Here is a 24359-nt window from a genome sequence, read left to right as displayed (position 1 = left end):
ATGCATGTTTATTTCTGACGACGAAACCAGGTTCTTTAAATAGAGCCTGGTTTTTTGCTGGTGCTGATTCCATCCTGTCCGGTGACAAGAAGAAAAGGAGAGAACAGCAAATGAAGGAAAAGAAAAGTGTCCCATCCAACCAATCATTATTATCCAGCTTTGACGGCAGCCGAAAGGTGTATGAGAAAGGATCAAGGCCCGATATCTTAGTACCGAAAAGAGAGATTGTGCTCTCACATACTGTGACAGAGGCGGGCGACATAAAAAATGAACCAGTCCGAGTATACGATACGAGTGGACCGTACACTGATGAGAACGTTCATATTGACGTCACAAAAGGATTAAAGCGTCTTAGGGCAGCATGGATTGAAGAAAGAGGAGATACAGAAAGCTATGAAGGGCGTCATGTAAAACCGGAAGATAACGGATATCGGTCAAGGGAGAAGGAGTCCTTCCATTCTGTCCAAACTGATTTTCATCATAAGCCGCTCCGCGCGAAACAAGGAGCACGCGTGACGCAAATGCATTATGCCAAAAAAGGCATCATTACGCCTGAAATGGAGTTTATCGCAATAAGAGAAGAGCTAAGCCCTGAGTTCGTTAGAGAGGAAGTAGCGAGCGGAAGAGCCGTTATTCCTTCGAATATTAACCATCCAGAAAGTGAACCAATGATTATCGGAAGGAATTTTCATGTCAAAATCAATGCGAATATTGGCAATTCAGCTGTCACGTCATCCATTAATGAAGAGGTAGAAAAGATGACGTGGGCGATCAGATGGGGGGCAGACACAATGATGGATCTGTCTACTGGAAAGGATATTCATACAACGAGAGAATGGATCATTCGGAATTGCCCAGTTCCAGTAGGAACCGTTCCTATCTATCAGGCCCTTGAAAAAGTGAATGGAGTCGCAGAAGATTTGACGTGGGACGTGTACAGGGACACATTAATTGAACAAGCAGAACAAGGTGTAGATTATTTTACAATTCATGCGGGCGTGCTGTTAAGATATATTCCGCTCACAGTTGATCGGGTGACCGGAATTGTTTCAAGAGGCGGGGCAATTATGGCAAGATGGTGTCTTGCTCATCATCAAGAGAATTTCCTCTACACGCACTTCGAAGACATTTGTGAAATTATGAAAACGTATGATATTGCCTTTTCACTTGGAGATGGACTAAGACCAGGTTCGATTGCTGATGCCAATGATGAGGCGCAGTTTGCAGAGCTGGAAACGTTAGGTGAGTTAACAGAGATCGCTTGGAAACATGATGTGCAGGTGATGATTGAAGGGCCCGGCCATGTCCCAATGAATAAAATTAAAGAGAATGTGGACAAGCAAATGGACATTTGCAAGGAAGCCCCATTTTATACATTAGGGCCTCTTACAACAGATATTGCGCCGGGGTATGATCACATTACATCCGCCATCGGTGCGGCCATGATCGGCTGGTACGGAACAGCCATGCTATGCTATGTAACGCCAAAAGAGCATTTAGGTCTGCCGAATAAAGAAGATGTGAGAGAAGGCGTGATCGCCTATAAAATTGCCGCACATGCCGCTGATCTAGCAAAAGGACATCCTGCGGCTCAAAAGCGCGATGATGCATTATCAAAAGCGAGATTTGAATTTAGGTGGCGGGACCAATTTAACCTGTCACTTGATCCAGAAAGAGCCTTGGCGTTCCATGATGAAACATTGCCTGCCGAAGGTGCTAAGACCGCTCACTTTTGCTCGATGTGCGGACCGAAGTTTTGCAGTATGAAAATTTCTCATGATATCCGCAATCAATCTGAAGAAGTGAAAAGAGAGATGGAAAAGAAGGCGAAGGAGTTTGTCAGCCAGGGAAGTCAAATTTATCAGCCCTAAAAAAAGAACCTCGCACGATGCTGTGCGGGGTTTTATCAAACGGCTGAGAAGGCTTTTCTTAAAAGGTGAAAAAATGCCTTTACTGCATATGCCATCATGTCCACACTCGGAATGAGGGCATCTGTTAAATGAAAAAAGACTGTTTTTCTTTCTGGAGATGTTCGTTTCTTTTTCTGCTTCATCAAGGGCAGCCTCCTTTTTAACTAATATACTTCTTTGCAGATTTGAGAGATAGATGTTTGTTTGAATTTAAACAAAATTTAAACTTCTTGGGTTTGAATGGAAACAAGGAGGGGAAACGAGTTCAATAGAGAATGAATGAAAAGAGCTGATCTAATTGACCAGCGAACAAGAAGAGTGGAAGGTGATCTTATGATGAAAGTATTTAAGGTAACATTTCATATGAACAATGGGGAAGTGCTTGATTTCGAGCTCAAACGTCCAGCTACCTATGATGTGTATAAAAAAATTGAAGAAGCCAATCATTGGTTTAAGCTGAATAATGAAATCATTAACCTATTAAACGTCAATAGTATCCATGTAGAAACAGAATAACGCAGAAAGCCGCTCAGATAGAGCGGCTTCCATTATGCAGAAAAATCATTTCGATTATTAAGCTGCCCGCGGGACAGCCAGTTCTTTTTATACAAATAAGCAATAACTTCAAGCCACAGACGCGGTGCTTTTTTAGGGAAAAAAGGTTTTTGGTAATAGGCATAAGCGGCTTTTAAATCATCCCATTGATGACATGCTTTCGTTTGCGTGAACCTGGCAACGTCAATGACCCTGATCCGCCCTTCTTTTGTTAAGATCAGATTGCGCAGATGAATATCAGAAGGATTCAATCCTTTCTCGCGCGCTTCCTCCAGCGCATCATCGACTTGTTCAATCATTTGTTTTTTAATAGGAATTCCTTTTGTAAGGCATTCATAGAATGTGTAGCCTTTAATATATTCCATTAAAATATACTGATCCCCAGACTCATAAATCTCAGGGTAGTAAGACGAACCAGAAAGTTTTTCGTAAATGGCAGCCTCTTTGCGGGCAATATGCTGATAAGAAGGGAAAAAGACTTTTAGTGCCATTTTCTTGCCGTCTTTTTTGTATAAAAAGACATAGGCACTTCTTCCTTTGCCGCACAGTTCAAGCTCTGCCGGTTTATAGGCAAGCTTATGAAAACGTTTCTCTTCATGATACTGAATCGATTCGGCTAATCTTTTGACCTCTGACATTGACTTCACCTTCTTTGGTTTCAGTTTATGCGGCTGAAAAACGAATGATGAAAAAACCGTGTCATTCGATAAAGCAATGGATTGTATAAAACATAACATTTACGAATGAAGGATACAACGAAAGACTCTTAACATACATTTGAATCATCGATTTGGTTAATGTTTAGAAAAATGGGTCAAACTACATATGTCATGCATCGATCTCATGTTCTAAAGAGGTGTAAATAGTGAAAGTGAAGATGAAATGTTTCGTTACAGGACTTATCATGACAAGTGTGCTTTTTTTCGCTGCGGATATGGAAGGAAAAGAACACTTGCAAAAGCAGTCAAACTCTATTACCGTCCAGCTTGAAAAAGTCTATCTAGACGGCGATGTGAGTATTGAAAGACACCGGGCATCATTAGAAGACAAAGACACATTCTGGGCGCAGTATAAAGGCTGGACGCTGGTAGAACAAAAAGAGGATTTTGCCCTTTTTAGAAAGCAAATTGATGATATCTCTCCATTAAGTAAAGCAAATGGATATATCGGATTATCAGAGGACGGTGTGATTTCTACGTTTCATGGAAGGCCTGACGGCTGGGCGGAGCCTATTCATCTCTTTTTTCAAATTGATACGTCCCGTTTAGAAAGCCATGTGGAAAAGCAGCTTGAGCAAGGCATTCCTTTTCGAACAAAGGATGAATTTGAGCATGTGCTTGAAGTCATGAAGCCTTATCGAAATGAAATATCGTTTTAAAGCGTGTAACAGCTTGCTGGTGTGAAGACCGCAAGCTGTTTTTCGTGATTTCATCATAAAAATGTACTGAGCGAACGTATGTTAACTTTTATTGCGGTTTTCTCTTCGATTTATGTTACAATGAAGAACAGTCAAAGAGGTGAAAACGGTGATAGAGTTTGTAAAAGGGACCATTGATTATGTGTGCCCGCAATATGTTGTCATTGAAAACGGCGGAGTGGGATATCAAGTCTATACCCCAAACCCGTTTATCTATCGAGTAAATAAACAAGAAACGATTTATACGTATCATTACATAAAGGAAGACGCCTTTTCGTTATACGGTTTTCAAACACGAGAAGAAAAAGCGCTGTTCACAAAACTGTTAAATGTCACAGGAATTGGGCCAAAGGGTGCACTCGCGATTCTTGCTTCCGGTGATCCTGGCGCTGTCATTTCAGCGATAGAACGTGAAGATGAAGCCTTCCTGATTAAATTCCCTGGTGTAGGCAAAAAAACAGCACGTCAAATCATTCTGGATCTAAAAGGAAAACTGGCAGATGTGGTGCCAGAAATGATTGGCAACTTATTTAATCACGAGGACCACATTCAGGTCGAAACGCAGCAAACTGCATTAGATGAAGCGCTTGAAGCCTTAAGTGTCCTTGGATACGGTGATCGTGAAATCAAAAAGGTTCTTCCATTATTAAAAGAAGAAAAGAATCTCACAACCGATCAATATGTGAAAAAAGCTTTACAAAAAATGTTGAAATAGGGTGATGTCTCATGGATGAACGGCTCGTCTCAACTGAAGCAGACAACCATGAATCAGCCATTGAGCAAAGTCTGCGGCCACAGACACTTAGCCAATATATCGGTCAGCAAAAAGTAAAGGATAACCTCAGCGTATTTATTGAAGCTGCCCGCATGCGGCAGGAAACGCTTGATCACGTCCTTTTATATGGACCTCCTGGACTTGGGAAAACAACGCTTGCGTCGATCATTGCCAATGAAATGAATGTTCAGCTGCGTACAACGTCAGGACCAGCGATTGAGCGTCCTGGTGATTTGGCGGCCATCTTAACATCTCTAGAGCCAGGTGATGTATTGTTTATTGATGAAATTCACCGCTTGCAGCGCTCAATTGAAGAAGTGCTGTACCCAGCAATGGAGGATTTTTGTTTAGATATTGTTATTGGAAAAGGAGATACAGCACGCTCTGTACGGCTTGATTTACCGCCATTTACGCTTGTAGGTGCAACGACTCGTGTCGGGCTGTTAACAGCGCCGCTTCGTGATAGGTTTGGGGTACATGCAAGATTGGAATACTATGAGCAAAGAGATTTGGCTCACATTGTGGCAAGAACAGCCGAGCTGTTTGAGATTGGGATCGATATTCGCTCTGCCGAAGAGATTGCGAGACGTTCCCGGGGAACACCGAGGGTTGCCAATCGTTTGCTCAAAAGAGTAAGAGATTTTGCGCAGGTGCTTGGGAATCATGCCATTACGCAGGACATTGCGGAAGATGCCCTTGAGCGTCTTCAAGTCGACAGGTTAGGCCTCGATCATATAGACCATAAGCTCCTTTTAAGTATGATCGAAAAATTTAGAGGCGGTCCTGTTGGGCTTGATACGATCTCAGCGACAATAGGAGAAGAATCACATACGATTGAAGATGTGTACGAACCGTACTTACTGCAAATTGGTTTCCTGCAAAGAACGCCAAGAGGACGGGTCGTCACAAGAGAAGCGTATGAACATTTTCAAATGGAGGTTCCGATTCGTGACTGAATTCCCTAAAATATTAATGATTTTAGGTGGTGTCCTTTTTGCCGCAGGATTAGTGTTTCAATTGGTTGGTAAGCTTCCAGGTGATATTTTTGTGAAAAAAGGGAATGTAACGTTCTTTTTTCCTGTCATTACCTGCATTGTCATTAGTATCGTACTGACCATATTACTGAATATCTTTGGACGGATGAAATAACGTTAACTAGTTAACTACAGAATAGGTGAAGGAAATGAAGCTAGAACTATTTGATTTTGATTTACCAGAAAGATTAATTGCACAAGTGCCGCTTGAAAAAAGAGATGCATCAAGACTGATGGTCTTAAACAAACAAACGGGTGCGATTACACATGATACATTCTCACAAATCATCGATTATTTTCAAAAGGGTGATTGTCTCGTTCTAAACAACACGCGCGTTCTGCCTGCACGTCTGTTTGGGATGAAAGAGGATACAGGTGCCAAAGTTGAACTTCTTCTATTGAAACAAGAAGAAGGAGACAACTGGGAAACACTTGTCAAACCAGCCAAACGGGTGAAAAAAGGGACGGTTATCACGTTTGGTGATGGACGGCTCCAAGCTGTATGTACAGAGGAAATGGAACATGGTGGAAGAAAAGTCGAGTTTCAATATACAGGCATTTTTTATGAAGTGCTTGAATCCCTTGGTGAAATGCCGCTGCCTCCATATATTAAAGAGCAGCTTGACGACCGTGAACGCTATCAAACCGTTTATTCAAAAGAGGTTGGCTCCGCTGCTGCGCCAACTGCCGGTCTCCACTTTACAACCGAGCTGCTGGATGCGCTGAAAGCGAAAGGTGTACACATTGCTTTCATTACGCTGCACGTAGGGCTTGGCACGTTTCGTCCGGTAAGTGCAGAACGTATTGAAGAACACGAAATGCACGCAGAGTTTTATGAAATGAATGAAGAAACAGCTGATGAGCTTAATCGCGTTCGCAATGAAGGCGGACGGATTATTTCAGTCGGCACAACGTCGACAAGAACGCTTGAAACCATTGCAAGTGCACATGATGGTGCGTTCAAAGCCTCGAGCGGCTGGACGTCGATCTTTATTTACCCTGGCTACACATTCAAGGCAATTGATGGCATGATCACGAATTTCCATCTGCCAAAATCCTCGTTAATTATGCTTGTCAGCGCATTAGCTGGACGAGAGCACGTACTAAAAGCGTACAATGAGGCTGTGAAAGAGGAATACCGATTCTTCAGCTTTGGCGATGCCATGCTGATTCAATAACATTATACAACGAAGACAGGAGGGCTCATTTTTGTCGCAATTACCGATACGTTATGAGTTCATTAAATCATGCAAACAGACAGGTGCACGTCTTGGCCGCGTTCATACACCGCACGGCTCCTTTGAAACACCTGTATTTATGCCAGTAGGTACACTGGCTACAGTCAAGACAATGGCGCCTGAAGAATTAAAGGCAATGGATGCAGGCATCATCTTAAGCAATACGTACCACTTATGGCTCCGTCCAGGTCACGATATCGTAAAAGAAGCAGGCGGTCTGCACAAATTTATGAACTGGGATCGAGCAATTCTAACTGATTCAGGCGGATTCCAAGTTTTTTCATTGAGTGAATTTAGAAAAATTGAAGAAGAAGGCGTTCACTTCCGTAATCATTTAAACGGAGACAAGCTGTTCCTATCTCCTGAAAAAGCGATGGACATCCAAAATGCACTTGGCTCTGATATTATGATGGCATTTGATGAATGCCCGCCGTATCCTGCAGAGTACGATTACATGAAACGTTCTGTGGAGCGGACAAGCAGGTGGGCAGAGCGCTGTCTAACAGCGCACCAGCGTCCTGAAGATCAAGGGCTGTTTGGAATTGTCCAAGGCGGAGAATACGAAGAGCTTCGAAAACAAAGTGCAAAAGACCTTGTTTCACTTGATTTCCCAGGCTACGCCATCGGAGGCTTATCTGTAGGGGAACCAAAAGATGTGATGAATCGTGTACTTGAATTTACAACGCCATTCTTACCAGCAGACAAACCGAGGTACTTAATGGGTGTCGGCTCACCAGATTCCTTAATTGACGGCGCCATTCGCGGTGTAGATATGTTTGATTGCGTACTGCCGACGCGAATTGCAAGGAACGGTACCTTAATGACAAGTGAAGGCCGTCTTGTTGTGAAAAATGCAAAATATGAGCGTGACTTTAGACCAATCGATGAAAACTGCGACTGCTATACATGTAAAAACTATACACGCGCCTATATTAGACATTTAATTCGAACAAATGAAACGTTCGGAATTCGATTAACAACTTATCATAATCTTCATTTTCTGTTAAAATTAATGGAGCAAGTGAGAGAAGCTATCCGTGAGGATCGTTTAGGTGATTTTAAAGAAGAGTTTTTTGAGCGTTACGGCTTTAACAAACCGAATGCGAAAAACTTTTAACGCATAAACGAAAGGCTTTACAATGCTTTAGAAAGGGGTGAAATAGAATGGATGGTGGTATGGGTTCAATCATTATGATTGTTGTCATGTTTGCTGTGCTTTACTTCTTGTTAATCCGTCCACAGCAAAAGCAACAGAAAGCTGTGCGTCAGATGCAGCAATCTTTATCAAAAGGCGATAAAATCGTCACAATCGGTGGTTTACACGGTGAAATCGACTCAATTGATGAATCAAAAGTGGTCATCAAAACAAGCGAAAACAACCGTTTAACTTTCGATCGTCGTGCTATTAGAGAATTAGCTGACAAAGGCTAATCCTCTGATACATAGCCATAAAAAAAGAGCGATATGACCGCTCTTTTTTTATTTGCCTCGAAGATTGACGCCAATCATTCCCCCCAGCATACAAATGCCTAAAAATGCTCCATGATAGATAAACTGCTCTGGTGAAAACGTTTTTCCAAACCCTAAATATTGAAATAAAAAGACAGTGAGAGAAAAAATGATAGATGTGACCGCACCAATCAGCCAGCCGCGCTCCTTTGCTTTCCCGCCAGAAATGATGCCTCCTAATAAAAGGGCAGCAAAGGACAAAATCATAATCATCCATTTAAATGATGATTCCTGCATACTTGTGAATGTAAGCATGAGCGACACAAGTAAACTGGTGACAACCATCACGACAAAAATGGCAATTAAGCCGGATAAAATGCCTTTTCCAATTTGTTTCGTTTCCTGCATGTAGATTCGTCTCCTCTCCAATTGAACGAAGCTTGTCTTTTACTAAAATGTATTCACAGTGAAGAAAAAATAGACATGTTTCAGACGTTTCTTTTCTACATAAATAAAGTGTTTTGACACAAGCTATGTTGGAGAAGGAGGGTTTACATCACATGCAGGACATCTTGATCATTTCCATGAGAACCATCATCTTATATTTTCTTATTTGGTTTATATTTCGCTTAATGGGCAAAAGGGAAATTGGCGAGCTGAGCATTTTAGATCTAGTCATTTTTATGATGATCGCAGAAATTGCGGTTCTCGCCATAGAAGAAGTAGAGGATAACATGTTACATACGGTATGGCCAATCCTGCTGTTAACCTTCATTCAAATCACACTTGCCTACCTCTCATTAAAATTTCAAGGTGTCCGGCGCTTTCTTGACGGAAAACCGGCCCTGCTTATCATCAATGGGAAAATAGACGAAGGTGCAATGAGAAAACAGCGATACAATTTTGATGATCTGCTCATTCAATTAAGAGAAAATAACATCGACAGCATTCAGGATGTCTCTTACGCCATTTTAGAGCCGTCTGGAAAGCTCGCCGTCGTCGAAAAAGAAAACAAGCGCAAACATGCAGCGCTTGAGCTTCCACTTGTTGCGGATGGTGTGGTGCAGCATGACCACCTAAAGCAAATCAATCAAAATGAACAGTGGCTGAAAGATGAGCTTGCTAAAAGAGGCTATCATGATATCGAACAAATCTCTTACTGCAGCTTTAATCAAAAAACATTTTATATTGATTTGAAAGATGAAGTGATCAAAAAGAGATGAGCTAAAACAGCTTCCCAATGAACGGGATGCGGCGCAGCTCTTCTCGTTTCACTAGACCTAGGCAGATTAATAGAATGACATACAGCGTGCACGTAACAAAAATGAGCGTCACAAGTTCAATAGGAGCAGAAAAGAGTCCGTTTACTTGAGATTTCAGCCAAAGGCTGACAGCCCCCGTACCGATAATCACAAGGACGCATAGTCCATATTCCTTTAATGGTAAATGAATAGGCAGCACCTTTCCAACAGTTGCCGCATGGAGCAGTGTGACAAGGATGATACCGATTAATATCGCCAGTGCAGCGCCCATAATGCCAAAGCCTGGCTGTGAAGCAAGAACAAAAATCATCCCTGTTTTTACAATAGCGCCAATCAGGCTGTTGGTCATCGCCGCACCAGCTAAATTGAGTGCTTGAAGCACGGCTTGAAGGGGCCCCTGAAAATAATATAGAAGGAAAAATGGCGCCATGAATTTCACATAAATGGCCGCGTGCGATGAACCATACATAAAGAGCGTTAAATCTTCGGCGTAAACGAAAAGAATAATACATGAAATGCCTCCGCTGAGTAAACATAGGCGCATCGCCTGCTTCAGGCGGTATTCGACCGTTTTACGTTTGTTCTGCTCCATTCCTTCACTGATCGCCGGAACTAATGCAGTGGAGAGTGAATACGTAATAAAACTAGGCAGTGTCAAAAGGGTCAGAGCAAGCCCGGTCAACTCCCCGTACTGTCTTGTCGCCTCTACAGCCGCATAACCAGCAATGGCAAGACTTTGCGCGACAACAATCGGCTCTAAAAACCACGAAATATTCCCGATAAAACGGCTGCCTGTTGTTGGCAGGGCAATGCTCATCAGCTGTTTAAATGTGTCCTTCCCGTCATGAATCGCTTTAAAAAATCGTTTTCGAATACGAATGGTCTTTTTATAGCGAAAGGCGATCAGTAAGTAAGCAAGGGAAATCATCTCTCCAATCACAGATGACACCATCGCACCTGCTGCCGCAAATTCAATCCCGTAAGGAAGGAAAGCCGTTGTACATACCGCCACTAGCGAAATTCTTGCGACCTGCTCCAGAACTTGAGACATCGCAAGCGGACTCATTTGCTGTCTGCCCTGGAAATAGCCTCTTAACACACTGGAAATGGCGATGACTGGTACGACAGGTGTAATAGCCAGCAGTGGATAGACCGTTCTAGGGTCTGTCAGCATATTTTCTGCCATGATGGGCGCAAACCATAAAAAGAGCGGCGTGAAAATCAGACTGAGTGTTCCTGTTATCGCAAGGGACATGACCAGAATACGTTTTGTTTTCTGTTTGTCACCCCGGGCTTCTGCTTCTGCGACAAGCTTACTAATGGCGACAGGCAGTCCGAATTGTGTGAGTGTCACGGCGAGAAAAAAGGTTGGTGCAGCCATCATATAAAGCCCGACCCCTTCTTCGCCAATGAACCTCGCAATGACAATTCGATTGACAAAACCCAATATTCTCGTGATAAAACCTGCTAAAATTAAAATAATGGTCCCCTTTAAAAACGTTTGCTTCGTCAAATCACAGATCACCTGCCTTCTCAAACGACATAGAATCATATACAATAAGATATGCGTGTATATCGTCCAAGCATGACAAGTCTCTCGATAAAAAACTGAAAAGGGGGAGCTACGCAATGACACAACACCCAGCTGCTATTTACAAAGACCATTTAAAGCCTTTTCTGTTCAGTAAGCTTGAAGAATTCATCGTTTTGGGCTATAAAGATGTAGATTTAGAGGAATTATGGTCATACTTAGAGAATAAGAAGTGGAAGAAAAAACAAGAGTATCCGATTCATGAAATGGTTGCAGATATTTTATCTGTGAAAATAGGCGAATTTATGAACTATGCAACCGTTCAGTCGTTTAAAACGTCTGCTTTTTTGGACAGTGAAGATGGCAAGAATATGCTTGATGAACTGTTGAAATAAGCCATCTTAATGGATTTAGGTGTTTAAGGAGGAAATACATAATGAAAAAAGGGCGCATTCTTGCGTTTTTCTTAGTGGTTCTGTTAATCGGAACTGGCGTGGGCTTACTGACAAAGCCTGTTGCGAAAGATATGACGCTAGGGCTGGATTTACAGGGTGGATTTGAAGTCCTGTATGAAGTACATCCAGTGAAAAAAGAGGACAAGATCACAAATAGTGTTCTCGTTAGTACAGTGGAGGCTCTTAACCGAAGAGCGAACGTGCTTGGTGTAAGTGAGCCGAACATCTCGATTGAAGGCAACAACCGTATCCGCGTGCAGCTTGCGGGGGTAAAAGATCAAAACAGAGCAAGGGAAATTCTTTCCACTGAAGCGCAGCTATCCTTCAGAGATACGAATGATAAAGAACTCCTTAACGGGGCTGACCTAGTCGAAAACAGTGCAAAACAAACATTCAGTCAAACGAATGAGCCAATTGTGACGGTTAAACTAAAAGATGCGAAAAAATTTGGTGACGTCACAAGAAAAGTAGCAGCGATGGCACCAAATAATCAGCTTGTCATTTGGCTTGATTACGACAAAGGAGATTCCTTCAAAAAAGAAGTCTCAAAATCAAACCACAAATATGTATCTGCACCAAATGTGAATCAAGAGATTAACAGCAGTGACGTACAAATTGAAGGGAAATTTACTGTCCAAGAGGCAAAAGACCTTGCAAGTATTTTAAATGCTGGTGCATTGCCAGTAAAATTAACAGAAAAATATTCCACATCTGTAAGTGCACAGTTTGGTGAACAAGCACTGAACGAAACAGTGTTCGCAGGAATAGTAGGAATCGCATTTATCTTCTTATTCATGCTGTTTTATTACCGATTACCTGGTCTTATTGCAGTCATCACACTCTCAGCTTATATCTACATTACGCTGCAAGTGTTTGACTGGATGGGTGCGGTCATGACACTGCCTGGAATTGCTGCACTGATTCTAGGGGTAGCGATGGCTGTCGATGCCAACATTATTACTTATGAGCGGATCAAAGAAGAGCTGAAACTCGGCAAATCTGTCCGGTCTGCTTTTAGATCAGGGAACCGCAGATCATTTGCGACCATCTTTGATGCCAACTTAACAAGTATTATTGCCGGCGGAGTGCTGTTCTTCTTCGGGACAAGCTCTGTAAAAGGATTTGCAACAATGCTCATCCTCTCAATTTTAACAAGCTTTATCACAGCTGTTTTCCTATCAAGATTCCTTCTTGGACTGCTTGTAGAGAGCCGCGCGCTCGACCGCAAAAAAGGCTGGTTTGGTGTCCGCAAAAAAGACATCATGAATATCCACGAAACAACAGAAAATACCGAACCGAAAACGCCATTTGATAAATGGGATTTTGTCAGCAAACGTAAAGGCTTTATGATTTTCTCAATAGCTGTTACCATTGCGGGAATCATCGTCCTTTCGATCTTCAAGCTTAATGCTGGTATTGACTTTGCTAGTGGAACGAGAATTGATGTTCAAAGCGATCACAAGCTGACAACTGCACAAGTAGAGCAAGACTTTAAAAAGCTTGACCTTGAAGCAGACAGTGTTGTGCTATCGGGGCAAAATGAAAATCAGGCAGCGGTTCGATTTGTCGGGGTGCCGAATAAAGAAAAAATTGCTGAAGTAAAAGATTACTTCAAAGATAAATACGGCACTGAGCCGAACGTAAGTACAGTATCACCGACTGTCGGAAAAGAGCTTGCCCGTAATGCGCTATATGCCGTCATCATTGCTTCAATTGGGATCATTATATATGTATCCATCCGCTTTGAATATAAAATGGCGATTGCGGCGATTGTCTCATTGCTGTACGATGCATTCTTTATTGTCGCCTTCTTTAGTATTACGCGCTTAGAGGTGGATGTCACCTTCATTGCCGCGATCCTCACAGTCATTGGATACTCGATCAACGACACGATCGTTACCTTCGACAGGGTTCGTGAACAAATGAAGAAACGTAAACCGAAAACCATTGAAGATCTATCTTACATTGTGAACTTAAGCTTACAGCAAACCTTTACGCGATCTGTCAACACGGTGCTGACTGTAGTTGTCGTTGTTATCGCACTGCTTATCTTCGGATCAGCGTCGATTACAAACTTCTCCATCGCCTTACTTGTCGGCTTATTAACAGGGGTATACTCATCCCTTTACATCGCGGCACAAATTTGGCTGATGTGGAAAGGCCGTGAGCTGAAAAAACCAGCTAAGATAGATACAGATCAAGATATTTAATCTAGAAAGACTGCCTTTTCGGCAGTCTTTTTCTATCGTTTTTTCCCGAAAAGTAGACGCTTTGAAAAAACATTTTGGGTTTCATTGATCTTGAAATGGTCTTTTGCTATAATGACTTACGTTTAGACCAGTATAGAAAGCAAGTGTCTGTTTAGGGCATTTGGCTTTATTCATTGGAGGGGCTGTTATGAAGGTTCGGGAAACTGAACTGCCAGGTATCGGTCATAAAGCCGAAATGATCACAAGAAATAATGAGAAGCTTGCCATCATTACACATGATGACGGCAGAAGAGAAATGTATCATTTTCAGGAGGACGACCACGAAGAAACGATTTCTGGCATCCTGCTAAACGATGAAGAAGCAAGACAAATCGCGGCTATTTTAGGCGGCATGGTCTATAAGCCGAAAGCGCTTGAAACCGTGGAGGTAGCCATTGATGAACTAGTGATTGAATGGTTTAAAATTGAAAAGAATGCACCAGCTGTTCAGAAAAGCATCGGTGACCTCAATGTTCGCCAAAACTATCAAGTAACAGTCATCGCCATTGTGAGAAAATCACATGAGAAGATTTTAAATCCAGGACCAGATACCATTATCGAAGAAGGGGATACCCTTGTCATTTCTGGAGAAAGAAAAGAATTAAAGAATCTGATTAAAGAAAAACTCAGCAGCTGATCATGCCCATGCTGATAGGTTTTCTTCCACTGCTTTCTTTCGGTGTTTAAAAAAGGCAGTGAAAAGGGAAGAATAAAAGAAAAAGCTTGGGGGATTTGTAGATGAACAAACAACAATGGACCATCATACTCGCATTTATTTTCGTATTAATTGTCTCAGTATTTGCCGTGATTAATGTACGGCCTGTCGAGGTACACTACTTATTTGGAACGGCTGAATGGCCGCTGATCCTTGTCATTATCGGTTCAGTTTTAATGGGCGGACTGATTGTGGCATTTGCAGGGATCTTCCAAATTGTGAAACTGAAACGTGAACTAAAGGCATTAAAAGCTGAGCGTGCAGCCGCTGCACCTGCTGCTTCGACGAAAAAGGCAGACAAAGATCTTCCAAAAAAATCTCATGTCACGCCTTTAAAAGAACAGCCAGCATCATTTGACCGGAAGGAAAAATAATCTTCCAGCACAATTTCATAAAATAAAAATTGAAACCCCTCAGGCCACTCTAGTATAATAGTGTGGTTGAGGGGTGAATTTATGTTATTATCCAAAATGCGCTGGGAATATGAACATCCAAGCGAAGAAAAAGTGAAATCACTCTCTGAAAATCTGAATATTTCAGCGCTGACTGCATCGCTTCTCGTAAAAAGAGGATTTGAAGAAGTAGAAGAGGCGAGGTCTTTTTTATTTGATCAAAAAGCCGAATTTCATGATCCATTCCTATTAAAAGGAATGAAAGAAGCAGTAGAGCGCATCAACAAAGCGATCGAAGAGCAGGAATCGATTGTGATCTTCGGAGACTATGATGCAGATGGTGTGACAAGTACGTCTGTACTTTTACATACATTAAAAGAGCGGTCTGCGATAGTAGACTTTTATATTCCAGATCGATTTAAAGAAGGCTATGGACCTAATGAACAGGCTTTTCGATATATCAAGGAGCAAGGAGCATCGCTTGTCATCACGGTCGATACAGGCATTGCTGCTGTAAATGAAGCACGTATTGCAAAAGAAATAGGGTTAGACCTGATCATTACAGATCACCATGAACCAAGTGAGGAGCTGCCTGAGGCACTTGCCATTGTCCATCCTAAGCAGCCTGGCTGTGAGTATCCCTTTAAAGAACTTGCTGGTGTAGGTGTCGCGTTTAAAGTGGCGCATGCACTTCTTGGAGAGCTGCCAGTTCATCTGTTAGATCTTGCAGCAATCGGGACAATCGCGGATCTCGTACCGCTTCACGATGAGAATAGATGGCTCGCCAAAAAAGGGCTTGTGCAGCTTCGGCAGTCGAATAGACCGGGGCTGAAAGCGTTATTGAAAGAAGCGGGAGCCACTCTAGAAGAAGCGAGCGAGGAAACGGTCGGCTTTCAAATTGCGCCAAGGCTGAATGCTGTTGGGCGAATTGAACAGGCAGATCCTGCCGTTCATCTTCTGATGACTGAGGATAAGGATGAAGCAGAAGAGCTCGCTCGTTTTGTACAGGAACTGAATAAAGAACGTCAAAAGATTGTCAGTACGATCACAGAAGAAGCCATTCAAATGGTGGAAGAGGCAGGTGATGACCAGTCTGCGATCGTTGTAGCGAAAGCTGGCTGGAATCCGGGCGTTGTCGGAATTGTTGCCTCTAAATTGACGGATACTTTTTCTCGTCCGGCGATTGTGCTTGGAATAGATGAAGAGACGCAAATGGCAAAAGGATCAGCCCGGAGTATTCCTGGTTTCGATCTATTTTTCCATCTAAGCAAATGCCGCGACATCCTGCCGCATTTCGGCGGGCATCCGATGGCAGCAGGGATGACACTTCGAGCGGATGATGTATCTTTACTAAGGGAAAGATTAAATCAATATGCAAATGAAACATTGACGGAAGAAGATTTTATTCCAATTCAGCGGGTCGATGCCGTGTGCAAGGTAGACGAATTGACGGTTCAAGCGATTGAAGAAGCGGGGATGCTGTCACCATTTGGTATGTCAAACCCAAAACCGTTCATTATGATTGAAGATGCGAAGCTTGAAGATATCCGAACGATTGGGGCAAATCACAACCATATTAAAATGTCTCTGAAAGACGAAGACACACTGCTTGACTGTGTTGGCTTTCACCAAGGGAAATTAAAAGAGGAAATTGTTCCAGGAAGCCGCATTTCTGTGATTGGAGAAATGTCTGTCAATGAATGGAATAACCGGAAGAAGCCCCAGCTGATGTTAAAAGATGCACGAGTTGATGAATGGCAGCTGTTTGATCTGCGCGGGAAAAAGGATTGGGAGAAGAAAGTTTCGACACTTGATTCAGAAAAATCATTGGTTGTCTGTTTTGATGAAGCAACAAAACAGGACGTCGATCTCCCCATTCATCATGTTCATGCAGAAAATGTAACAACATTTGATGTACAAGGAAAGTATGTGGTCTTTGCAGATGTTCCCGCAGATGAGCAATTGCTGAAGCAGCTTTTAGAAAATCAAAAGCCTGCGAGAATTTATACGGTTTTTCAAAGAAAAGAAGATCATTTTATGTCCTCTTTCCCAAGCCGTGACCAATTCAAATGGTTTTATGGGTTCTTGTTTAAACGGGGAAGTTTTCCTATCAAAGAACAAGGAATGGAGCTTGCCAAACATAGAGGCTGGACAAAAGATACAATCATTTTTATGACAAAGGTGTTTTTTGAACTCGGTTTTGTTAAAATAGAGAATGGTGTGCTGTCAATAGTACTTGATGCCCCTAAAAAAGATTTAACGGCGTCAGCGTCCTATACAGCAAAACAACGATTGATGGAACTCGATCAAACACTAACATATTCCTCAGCTAAAGAGCTGAAGGAATGGCTGAATAGCATGATGAGCGAAGTCTCACCTGTGCTTTGACGTACGAGGAGGAAAAGGAAAAGATGGATTTAAAACAATATGTGACAGTTGTACCTGACTACCCAAAGGAAGGTGTACAATTTAAAGATATTACAACGTTAATGGATAAAGGCGAAGTGTACCGTTATGCAACGGATCAAATCGTTGAATACGCGAAGGAAAGAGACATTGATCTCATTGTTGGACCTGAAGCGCGTGGATTCATTATTGGCTGCCCTGTAGCATACGCACTTGGTGTAGGTTTTGCACCGGTTCGTAAAGAAGGAAAGCTTCCTCGTGAAGTCATTAAAGTCGATTACGGCTTGGAATATGGTAAAGATGTATTAACGATTCATAAAGATGCGATTCGTCCTGGTCAGCGTGTCCTGATTACAGATGACTTACTGGCAACTGGTGGAACAATTGAAGCGTCCATCAAGCTTGTAGAGGAATTAGGCGGCGTTGTGGCAGGGATTGCATTTTTGATTGAGTTGACGTATCTGGACGGCAGAAAGAAGCTTGACGGCTACGATATCATGACGTTAATGCAATACTAATGGAGTTTTTCGTAAAAAGCACTCAGTAAGAAGGGTGCTTTTTTCCTATCAAAAATCTTTTAGCGGACTTCTTCTCTTTACATCTATCGAATTTTTCTTGATAATAAACTACAATACAGTTTTCATTTAAAAAGGTGATTCCATGGCGAACGAACAAGTTTTAACGGCGCAGCAGGTCATTGACAAGGCAAGAGAATACCTGTCCGCTGAACATATTCAATTTATAGAGCGAGCATATGAATATGCTGAAAATGCACACAAGGAGCAATACCGGAAATCTGGTGAGCCCTATATTATCCATCCAATTCAAGTGGCGGGTATTCTTGTTGATCTTGAAATGGACCCATCAACCATTGCAGGCGGTTTCCTGCACGATGTAGTTGAGGATACAGATGTGACATTACAGGATTTAAAAGAGCATTTTAACGAGGAAGTAGCAATGCTTGTTGATGGTGTCACAAAGCTCGGGAAGATTAAATATAAATCACAAGAAGAACAGCAGGCCGAAAACCATCGAAAAATGTTTGTTGCAATGGCGCAGGATATTCGCGTGATCTTGATTAAGCTGGCAGACCGTCTTCATAATATGAGAACGCTCAAACACCTTCCGCAGGAAAAGCAGCGGAGAATTTCAAATGAAACACTTGAAATCTTTGCACCGCTTGCGCACAGATTAGGGATTTCAAAGATTAAGTGGGAGCTTGAAGATACAGCACTCCGCTATTTAAATCCGCAGCAATATTACCGGATTGTGAATCTGATGAAGCGTAAACGAGCGGAACGTGAGGAATACTTGGACGAGGTTGTCAATGAAGTGAAAGACCGCGTGTCTGAGGTGAACATCAAGGCTGAATTTTCTGGCAGACCAAAACATATTTATAGCATTTATCGCAAAATGGTCTTGCAAAATAAGCAGTTTAATGAAATTTATGATCTGCTTGCCGTTCGTATTTTGGTCGACAGCATTAAAGACTGTTATGCGGTGCTCGGAATTATCCATACATGCTGGAAGCCGATGCCGGGCAGGTTTAAAGATTATATTGCGATGCCAAAGCCGAACATGTACCAGTCTCTTCATACAACGGTGATTGGGCCAAAAGGTGATCCGCTTGAAGTTCAAATCCGTACAGTGGAAATGCATGAAATTGCAGAATACGGAATTGCGGCACACTGGGCATACAAAGAAGGCAAAGAGTCAGCAGAATCAACGGAAGAAGCGGTATTCCAGAAGAAGCTCTCTTGGTTTAGAGAAATTCTTGAATTCCAAAATGAATCCACAGATGCAGAAGAATTTATGGAGTCGTTAAAGATCGATCTCTTCTCTGATATGGTGTTTGTGTTTACGCCAAAAGGAGACGTCATTGAACTGCCGTCGGGCTCAGTTCCGATTGATTTCTCTTACCGGATTCACTCGGAAATTGGGAATAAAACGATCGGTGCCAAGGTCAATGGCAAGATGGTCACACTCGATCACAAACTAAAAACAGGTGACATTATTGAAATTCTGACATCAAAGCACAGCTACGGGCCAAGTCAGGATTGGGTCAAGCTTGCCCAAACCTCCCAAGCGAAGCACAAGATCAGACAGTTTTTCAAAAAACAGCGCCGTGAAGAAAATGTCGAAAAAGGCCGAGAGCTCGTGGAAAAAGAAATCAAAAACCTTGAGTTTGACGTCAAAGACATTCTGACCGCTGAAAACCTGCAAAAAGTGGCTGACAAATTTAATTTTTCAAACGAAGAGGACATGTATGCAGCTGTTGGATATAACGGCATTACTGCACTGCAGGTCGCCAATCGTTTAACGGAAAAAGAAAGAAAACAAAGAGACCAAGAAGAGCAAGAGAAAACCGTTCAAGAAGTGACGGTGGAACCAAAGACGTATCACGGGAAAAAACGGGAAGCTGGCGTAAGGGTCAAAGGGATTGATAACCTGCTTGTCCGCTTATCTAAGTGCTGTAATCCTGTTCCTGGTGATAGCATTGTCGGTTTTATTACGAAGGGCCGAGGTGTATCTGTTCACCGCGACGATTGTCCGAACGTGAAGACAGGAGAAGCGCAGGAGCGGTTAATTCCCGTCGAGTGGGAGCATGAGCAGCCTGCTCAAAACCGTAAAGAATACAATGTAGAAATTGAAATATTAGGATATGATAGACGCGGCTTACTCAATGAGGTGCTTCAAGCAGTCAACGAAACCAAAACGAACATCTCCTCTGTTTCTGGGAAGTCTGATCGTAACAAAGTGGCGACGATCCATATGGCGATCTTTATTCAAAATATTAATCACTTGCACAAAGTGGTCGAACGCATTAAACAAATCAAAGACATTTACTCTGTTCGCCGATTCATGAATTAGAAAGGAAGTATATCGTCTATGAGGCTTGTTGTGCAGCGTGTGACAAATGCATCTGTGAAGGTAGAAGAAGAGATCACAGGTGCCATCAACGAAGGATATATGGTGCTTGTTGGTGTCACACACGAAGATACAGAAGAAGATGTGCTTTACTTAGCTGAAAAGCTTGCACATTTACGTATTTTTGAAGATGAAAATGGGAAAATGAATCGTTCATTATTGGACATAAAAGGAAGCGTTCTGTCTGTATCACAATTTACCCTATATGGTGATACGAGAAAGGGCAGACGGCCGAATTTTATGAAAGCCGCCAAGCCGGATGCAGCCAACTCGCTTTATGAATGTTTCAATAAAACCCTTAGAGAAAAAGGCATCCATGTCGAAACTGGCCGTTTTGGTGCGATGATGGACGTGTCATTGACCAATTCAGGACCAGTCACGATCTTGATGGACAGCAAAGAATAGATTCTCTTTAGACTGTAGATGAACTCATGCGGGAGTTTGTTTAGAGTCTTTTTCTTTTGCGGATAAACAAAAAAGAGGCGCAGCGGCCTCTTTCTTTTTAACGGAAATATTGTTTTAATCCTTCAGTCATTCCTTCTGTGACTCGTTCTTGGTAAGAGGCGCTATAAATGATCGCTTCCTCCTGAGGATTGCTTAAGTACCCGAGTTCATATAAAAGGGAAGGGCGTTTGTTTTCTCTTAAAACAAAGTAATCTCCGAATTTGACACCCTTATCAGGGATTTGAGAGCGTTTGGCGACTTCGGAATGAACGCTTGACGCTAATTGCTGATCTTTTGCTGCTTGATAATAATACGCTGTACTTCCTCTAACACTTTGATCCATAAAACTATCGTAATGAAGACTAATAAATGCATCTGCATTTCGGTAATGAGAGGTTGCCACCCTTGATTGAAGGCTGATAAAGGTATCATCACTTCTTGTTAAATATACATTTGCACCAGAAGCCCTTAATTTGCCTGCCAGTAAATTGGCGGTTTTGATGGTGATGTTCTTTTCAAAAGCACCGTCTGCGCCAATTGTGCCGCTGTCTTTTCCGCCATGACCAGGATCAAGAACAATCGTTTTTCCTTTTAAAGAACCAGTTCCAGACGATGAATCGTGCTGAGGTCTTGGCGCGTCGCTGCTATTTTTCTTCGTTTGAACGACCCAGCTCGCCACATAGCCGGTTCCGCCGTTTGATAGTGTCACCTCGTACCAGTCACCTTGCGTCCGAACGATTTGATAGGCAGCTCCTTTTGTTGCTCTTTCTGCAATCCCAGCAGAGGTAGAAGCGCTTTTTCGAATATTGGTGCCATCATAGACAATGTACGCTTTTTGTTCAGAAGCCGAAGAGGATGAACTCTTTTCAGGTGCAGAGCCTGCTCCTTTGCCTGTGACAATGTAATAGCTTGCAACCCAGCCTTTTACGCCTTTCCCCTCAATTTCATACCAGCCGTTCTGCTCTCGCAAAATGGTGATCTGTGTGTTGCGGGCAAGTGAAGCGACGACTTGTGCATTTGGTGCGGCCGATTGCCTTACATTCAAGCTCGATACGCCAACTGTGCCTGTCTGGTTAGAGCGAGAGGACTCGCCGGAGCTTGATTGAGAAGTTTTCTGCCCCCCTGAAACATAATCAGAGTGAACCCAGCCTTCTGCTTGTTTATACGAAATTTTCGTCCATTCGCCGCTTGTCTCGAGCTTTTTAGCGGTAGCACCTTTCGGGAAAGTACCAATCACTTGATAGGAAGTCCCAGGGCCTGTCCGGATGCGAAGGTCGGAAGCTGTCGATGTAATTGTACTGCCTCCAGCCGTGCTTTGCGCCTTTGGTTTCGCGGATTTTTGAGCGCCGGATGATGTGGTAATCAGCCATGAGACGACCCAGCCTTTTTGTCCGTTTGATAATTGGATCTGCACCCATTCTCCTTGTTCAGTGAGTATAGGATAACTTTCGCCGCGTTTCACAACAGCTGCAATTCCATAGCTTAAACCAGGGCCCGTTCTCACATTGATTTCATCTGTTGCGACAACAGCTTGATCTGTTTGTGCTGTAGCATGTGTTATAGGCAAAGAACTCGCGATGAGAACAAAACAAGTAAGCAGCATCATCATTTGATTGTGTTTTTTCAGATTCAAAACGGTGTTTTCCCCTCCCTTGTAAAACCGATGAATGTTAATTCGTTATGTAGTGGATGAATTCCTTGCAGTTTCCCTAATAAAAATGAATCAATCTGTTTATACTAAATAAAAATGTGATAAAAGGATGTACAAACATGAGATTAAGCAGAAAATTAGGACGAGTGCAATATAATGGACATCGTGATATCGACCGCTGGCAGCACGACGAAATGGATCAGCCAGGCTTCCTTGAAGAGACCGCATCTGAATACGGATGTACGTCAAAAGAAGAGCTGGAAAAGAAAAAGAGGCACGGCAAGGGTTGACAGAGTGGCAGCACCGACCTTATTATAATATAAATCAACACACTTGAAAATTTAAAATGTGGAACTGATGATAGAGAATAGTAGGGTAAATTGCGTGAGCAGAGAGGACTCGCCTTAGGCTGAAAGCGAATCCGCATGGCATTTATCACGAAAGAACACTCTGTAGGTTTCCTGCTGAACGCTCTAAAAATGAGTCAATAGGCGGAGAACGTGAATCTGCGTTAAGGATTTGAGCGGGAACATGGCTGGATCATGTTCCAACTAGGGTGGCACCACGGGTATAACTCTCGTCCCTACTATACACATAGTAGAGGCGGGGGTTTTTTATATGTCCACATAAAAAATGAATGATGGTCGTAGGAGGACGAAAAATGAGTTTTAATATTCCAAGAGGCACACAGGATATTTTACCTGGAGAGTCAGAACGCTGGCAGTATGTTGAACAAATTGCGAGAGATACATGTGCAGCCTTTCAATACAAAGAAATCCGCACACCGATTTTTGAGCATACAGAGCTGTTTGCACGGGGAGTAGGCGAATCAACTGATATCGTTCAAAAAGAAATGTACACATTTGAAGACAAAAAAGGACGCAGCATCACACTTCGTCCAGAGGGAACAGCTTCAACTGTACGCTCTTATGTTGAAAATAAATTGTTCGCACAGCCGGCTCAGCCAACAAAGCTTTATTACATCGGACCAATGTTCCGCTATGAACGTCCGCAAACCGGAAGATATCGTCAATTTTATCAATTTGGAATCGAAGCGATTGGTTCCAAGGATCCTGCTATTGATGCAGAGGTCATTTCACTTGCGATGAGTGTGTATGAGAAAGCAGGCCTTTCTAACTTAAAGCTCGTCATTAACAGCCTTGGTGACAAAGAGAGCCGTGCAGACTACCGCACAGCACTGGTCAAGCACTTTGAACCAAGAATTGAGGAATTCTGTCACGACTGTCAAACGCGTTTACATCAAAATCCGCTGCGCATTCTTGATTGTAAAAAGGATCGTGACCATGAACTGATGGCAACAGCCCCATCCATTCAAGATTACTTAAATGAAGAATCTCGGACGTATTTTGAAAAGGTCAAACAATACTTATCAGATATAGGCATTGAGTATGTCGTCGATCCAAATTTAGTACGCGGTCTTGATTACTACAATCACACAGCATTTGAGATCATGAGTAATGCAGAAGGCTTTGGTGCGATTACAACATTAGCCGGCGGCGGCCGTTATGATGGACTCGTTGAAGGAATTGGCGGTCCTGAATCACCAGGGATTGGATTTGCGATGAGTATTGAGCGTTTTTTATCTGCGATCGATGCTGAAGGAATTGAGCTTCCTCTCCAGGATGGTATTGATCTATACATTGCTGCTCTCGGAGATGAAGCGAAGGATTATTCTGTTTCATTATTAAACCGTCTGAGAAAAGAAGGTATCTCAAGTGAAATGGACTATACAGGGAAGAAACTAAAAGGACAATTTAAAGCGGCTGATCGATTAAAAGCCAAATTTATTGCAGTTCTTGGTGAAGATGAGCTAGCGCAGCAAATTGTGAATGTGAAAGATACAACAACGGGTGAACAAATTGAAGTGAAGCTTGATGAGCTGATTCAAATGTTGAAGGCCCACCAGAAAGCGTAAAGAAGGAGTGGA

At 42.6% G+C, this 24359-nt stretch carries 25 protein-coding genes and 1 other annotated feature; of the genes, 20 read left to right on the top strand and 5 right to left on the bottom strand.

Features of this window, described 5'->3' with window-relative positions; all coding sequences use genetic code 11:
- Positions 1-110 precede the first annotated feature (110 nt).
- Positions 111-1871, top strand: coding sequence for a phosphomethylpyrimidine synthase ThiC (gene thiC / locus MHH61_RS02320; RefSeq protein ID WP_125586680.1), 1761 nt, complete (start codon positions 111-113; stop codon positions 1869-1871).
- 35 nt (positions 1872-1906) lie between these two features.
- On the opposite strand, the gene MHH61_RS02315 is transcribed toward thiC, so the two are convergent.
- Positions 1907-2053 (bottom strand): hypothetical protein, encoded by a 147-nt coding sequence (locus MHH61_RS02315; protein ID WP_164512168.1) that lies wholly within the window; start codon positions 2051-2053, stop codon positions 1907-1909.
- Between the two features lie 190 nt (positions 2054-2243).
- Here MHH61_RS02315 and MHH61_RS02310 point away from each other — a divergent pair, with 190 nt between their 5' ends.
- Positions 2244-2426 (top strand): hypothetical protein, encoded by a 183-nt coding sequence (locus MHH61_RS02310; RefSeq protein WP_008342761.1) that lies wholly within the window; start codon positions 2244-2246, stop codon positions 2424-2426.
- A gap of 32 nt (positions 2427-2458) precedes the next feature.
- Here the strand turns inward: MHH61_RS02310 and MHH61_RS02305 are convergent, their stop codons facing one another.
- On the bottom strand, positions 2459-3103 hold the full coding sequence (locus tag MHH61_RS02305) for a serine/threonine protein kinase (RefSeq protein ID WP_024427853.1): 645 nt from the start codon (positions 3101-3103) through the stop codon (positions 2459-2461).
- Positions 3104-3342: 239 nt separating this feature from the next.
- On the opposite strand from MHH61_RS02305, the gene MHH61_RS02300 reads away from it, so the two are divergent.
- From MHH61_RS02300 to yajC, 7 genes are all read left to right on the top strand, one after another.
- Positions 3343-3843: an intercompartmental signaling factor BofC gene (locus MHH61_RS02300; protein ID WP_073979823.1), complete on the top strand. Its 501-nt coding sequence runs from the start codon at positions 3343-3345 to the stop codon at positions 3841-3843.
- A 148-nt stretch (positions 3844-3991) separates the two neighbouring features.
- A complete protein-coding gene (gene ruvA, locus MHH61_RS02295; protein ID WP_024423144.1) occupies positions 3992-4597 on the top strand; it encodes a Holliday junction branch migration protein RuvA in 606 nt (201 codons plus the stop codon).
- Between the two features lie 11 nt (positions 4598-4608).
- Positions 4609-5613, top strand: coding sequence for a Holliday junction branch migration DNA helicase RuvB (gene ruvB, locus MHH61_RS02290; RefSeq protein ID WP_125586678.1), 1005 nt, complete (start codon positions 4609-4611; stop codon positions 5611-5613).
- Positions 5606-5806 carry a DUF2905 domain-containing protein gene (locus MHH61_RS02285; protein ID WP_012010741.1) on the top strand — a complete coding sequence of 67 codons (201 nt, stop codon included), beginning with the start codon at positions 5606-5608 and terminating at the stop codon, positions 5804-5806. Before ruvB ends, MHH61_RS02285 begins: the two co-directional genes overlap by 8 nt.
- A gap of 34 nt (positions 5807-5840) precedes the next feature.
- Positions 5841-6869, top strand: a complete 1029-nt coding sequence (gene queA / locus MHH61_RS02280; RefSeq protein ID WP_125586676.1) for a tRNA preQ1(34) S-adenosylmethionine ribosyltransferase-isomerase QueA — start codon at positions 5841-5843, stop codon at positions 6867-6869.
- A gap of 31 nt (positions 6870-6900) precedes the next feature.
- Positions 6901-8046, top strand: a complete 1146-nt coding sequence (gene tgt, locus MHH61_RS02275; RefSeq protein WP_024423141.1) for a tRNA guanosine(34) transglycosylase Tgt — start codon at positions 6901-6903, stop codon at positions 8044-8046.
- 47 nt (positions 8047-8093) lie between these two features.
- A complete protein-coding gene (yajC, locus tag MHH61_RS02270; protein WP_008360993.1) occupies positions 8094-8360 on the top strand; it encodes a preprotein translocase subunit YajC in 267 nt (88 codons plus the stop codon).
- 48 nt (positions 8361-8408) lie between these two features.
- Here yajC and MHH61_RS02265 read toward each other — a convergent pair whose 3' ends face one another.
- A complete protein-coding gene (locus tag MHH61_RS02265; RefSeq protein WP_075622125.1) occupies positions 8409-8786 on the bottom strand; it encodes a TIGR04086 family membrane protein in 378 nt (125 codons plus the stop codon).
- A 152-nt stretch (positions 8787-8938) separates the two neighbouring features.
- Here MHH61_RS02265 and MHH61_RS02260 point away from each other — a divergent pair, with 152 nt between their 5' ends.
- Entirely contained in the window at positions 8939-9601 is a 663-nt protein-coding gene (locus MHH61_RS02260) for a DUF421 domain-containing protein (protein WP_024423139.1), read from the top strand.
- A 1-nt stretch (position 9602) separates the two neighbouring features.
- Here MHH61_RS02260 and spoVB read toward each other — a convergent pair whose 3' ends face one another.
- Positions 9603-11153, bottom strand: a complete 1551-nt coding sequence (spoVB, locus tag MHH61_RS02255) for a stage V sporulation protein B (RefSeq protein WP_056767987.1) — start codon at positions 11151-11153, stop codon at positions 9603-9605.
- Between the two features lie 116 nt (positions 11154-11269).
- Between spoVB and MHH61_RS02250 the strand changes: the two genes are divergently transcribed.
- The 8 genes from MHH61_RS02250 to dtd all read left to right on the top strand — a co-directional run bounded on the left by MHH61_RS02250 (position 11270) and on the right by dtd (position 20721).
- On the top strand, positions 11270-11566 hold the full coding sequence (locus MHH61_RS02250) for a post-transcriptional regulator (RefSeq protein ID WP_003216788.1): 297 nt from the start codon (positions 11270-11272) through the stop codon (positions 11564-11566).
- Between the two features lie 41 nt (positions 11567-11607).
- Entirely contained in the window at positions 11608-13836 is a 2229-nt protein-coding gene (gene secDF, locus MHH61_RS02245; protein ID WP_125586674.1) for a protein translocase subunit SecDF, read from the top strand.
- A 187-nt stretch (positions 13837-14023) separates the two neighbouring features.
- Positions 14024-14512 carry a cation:proton antiporter regulatory subunit gene (locus MHH61_RS02240; protein WP_024423136.1) on the top strand — a complete coding sequence of 163 codons (489 nt, stop codon included), beginning with the start codon at positions 14024-14026 and terminating at the stop codon, positions 14510-14512.
- A 101-nt stretch (positions 14513-14613) separates the two neighbouring features.
- Entirely contained in the window at positions 14614-14964 is a 351-nt protein-coding gene (locus tag MHH61_RS02235; protein WP_125586672.1) for a lipopolysaccharide assembly LapA domain-containing protein, read from the top strand.
- Between the two features lie 81 nt (positions 14965-15045).
- A complete protein-coding gene (gene recJ, locus MHH61_RS02230) occupies positions 15046-17370 on the top strand; it encodes a single-stranded-DNA-specific exonuclease RecJ (protein ID WP_125586670.1) in 2325 nt (774 codons plus the stop codon).
- 23 nt (positions 17371-17393) lie between these two features.
- On the top strand, positions 17394-17906 hold the full coding sequence (locus MHH61_RS02225) for an adenine phosphoribosyltransferase (protein WP_024423133.1): 513 nt from the start codon (positions 17394-17396) through the stop codon (positions 17904-17906).
- 142 nt (positions 17907-18048) lie between these two features.
- A complete protein-coding gene (locus MHH61_RS02220) occupies positions 18049-20259 on the top strand; it encodes a bifunctional (p)ppGpp synthetase/guanosine-3',5'-bis(diphosphate) 3'-pyrophosphohydrolase (RefSeq protein WP_034279902.1) in 2211 nt (736 codons plus the stop codon).
- Between the two features lie 18 nt (positions 20260-20277).
- Entirely contained in the window at positions 20278-20721 is a 444-nt protein-coding gene (gene dtd, locus MHH61_RS02215; protein WP_024427859.1) for a D-aminoacyl-tRNA deacylase, read from the top strand.
- Between the two features lie 97 nt (positions 20722-20818).
- On the opposite strand, the gene MHH61_RS02210 is transcribed toward dtd, so the two are convergent.
- Entirely contained in the window at positions 20819-22393 is a 1575-nt protein-coding gene (locus tag MHH61_RS02210; RefSeq protein WP_125586668.1) for an SH3 domain-containing protein, read from the bottom strand.
- 137 nt (positions 22394-22530) lie between these two features.
- On the opposite strand from MHH61_RS02210, the gene MHH61_RS02205 reads away from it, so the two are divergent.
- Both MHH61_RS02205 and hisS read left to right on the top strand, forming a co-directional pair.
- On the top strand, positions 22531-22701 hold the full coding sequence (locus MHH61_RS02205) for a YrzK family protein (protein ID WP_003216250.1): 171 nt from the start codon (positions 22531-22533) through the stop codon (positions 22699-22701).
- Positions 22702-22759: 58 nt separating this feature from the next.
- Positions 22760-22999 (top strand) — a binding site (T-box leader).
- A 73-nt stretch (positions 23000-23072) separates the two neighbouring features.
- A complete protein-coding gene (gene hisS / locus MHH61_RS02200) occupies positions 23073-24347 on the top strand; it encodes a histidine--tRNA ligase (RefSeq protein WP_125586666.1) in 1275 nt (424 codons plus the stop codon).
- The last annotated feature ends 12 nt before the right edge of the window (positions 24348-24359 follow it).

It is taken from the genome of Bacillus sp. FSL K6-3154, from assembly GCF_040869395.1.
Lineage (GTDB): Bacteria > Bacillota > Bacilli > Bacillales > Bacillaceae > Bacillus > Bacillus safensis.
This window is presented reverse-complemented; position numbering and strand designations above follow the sequence as displayed.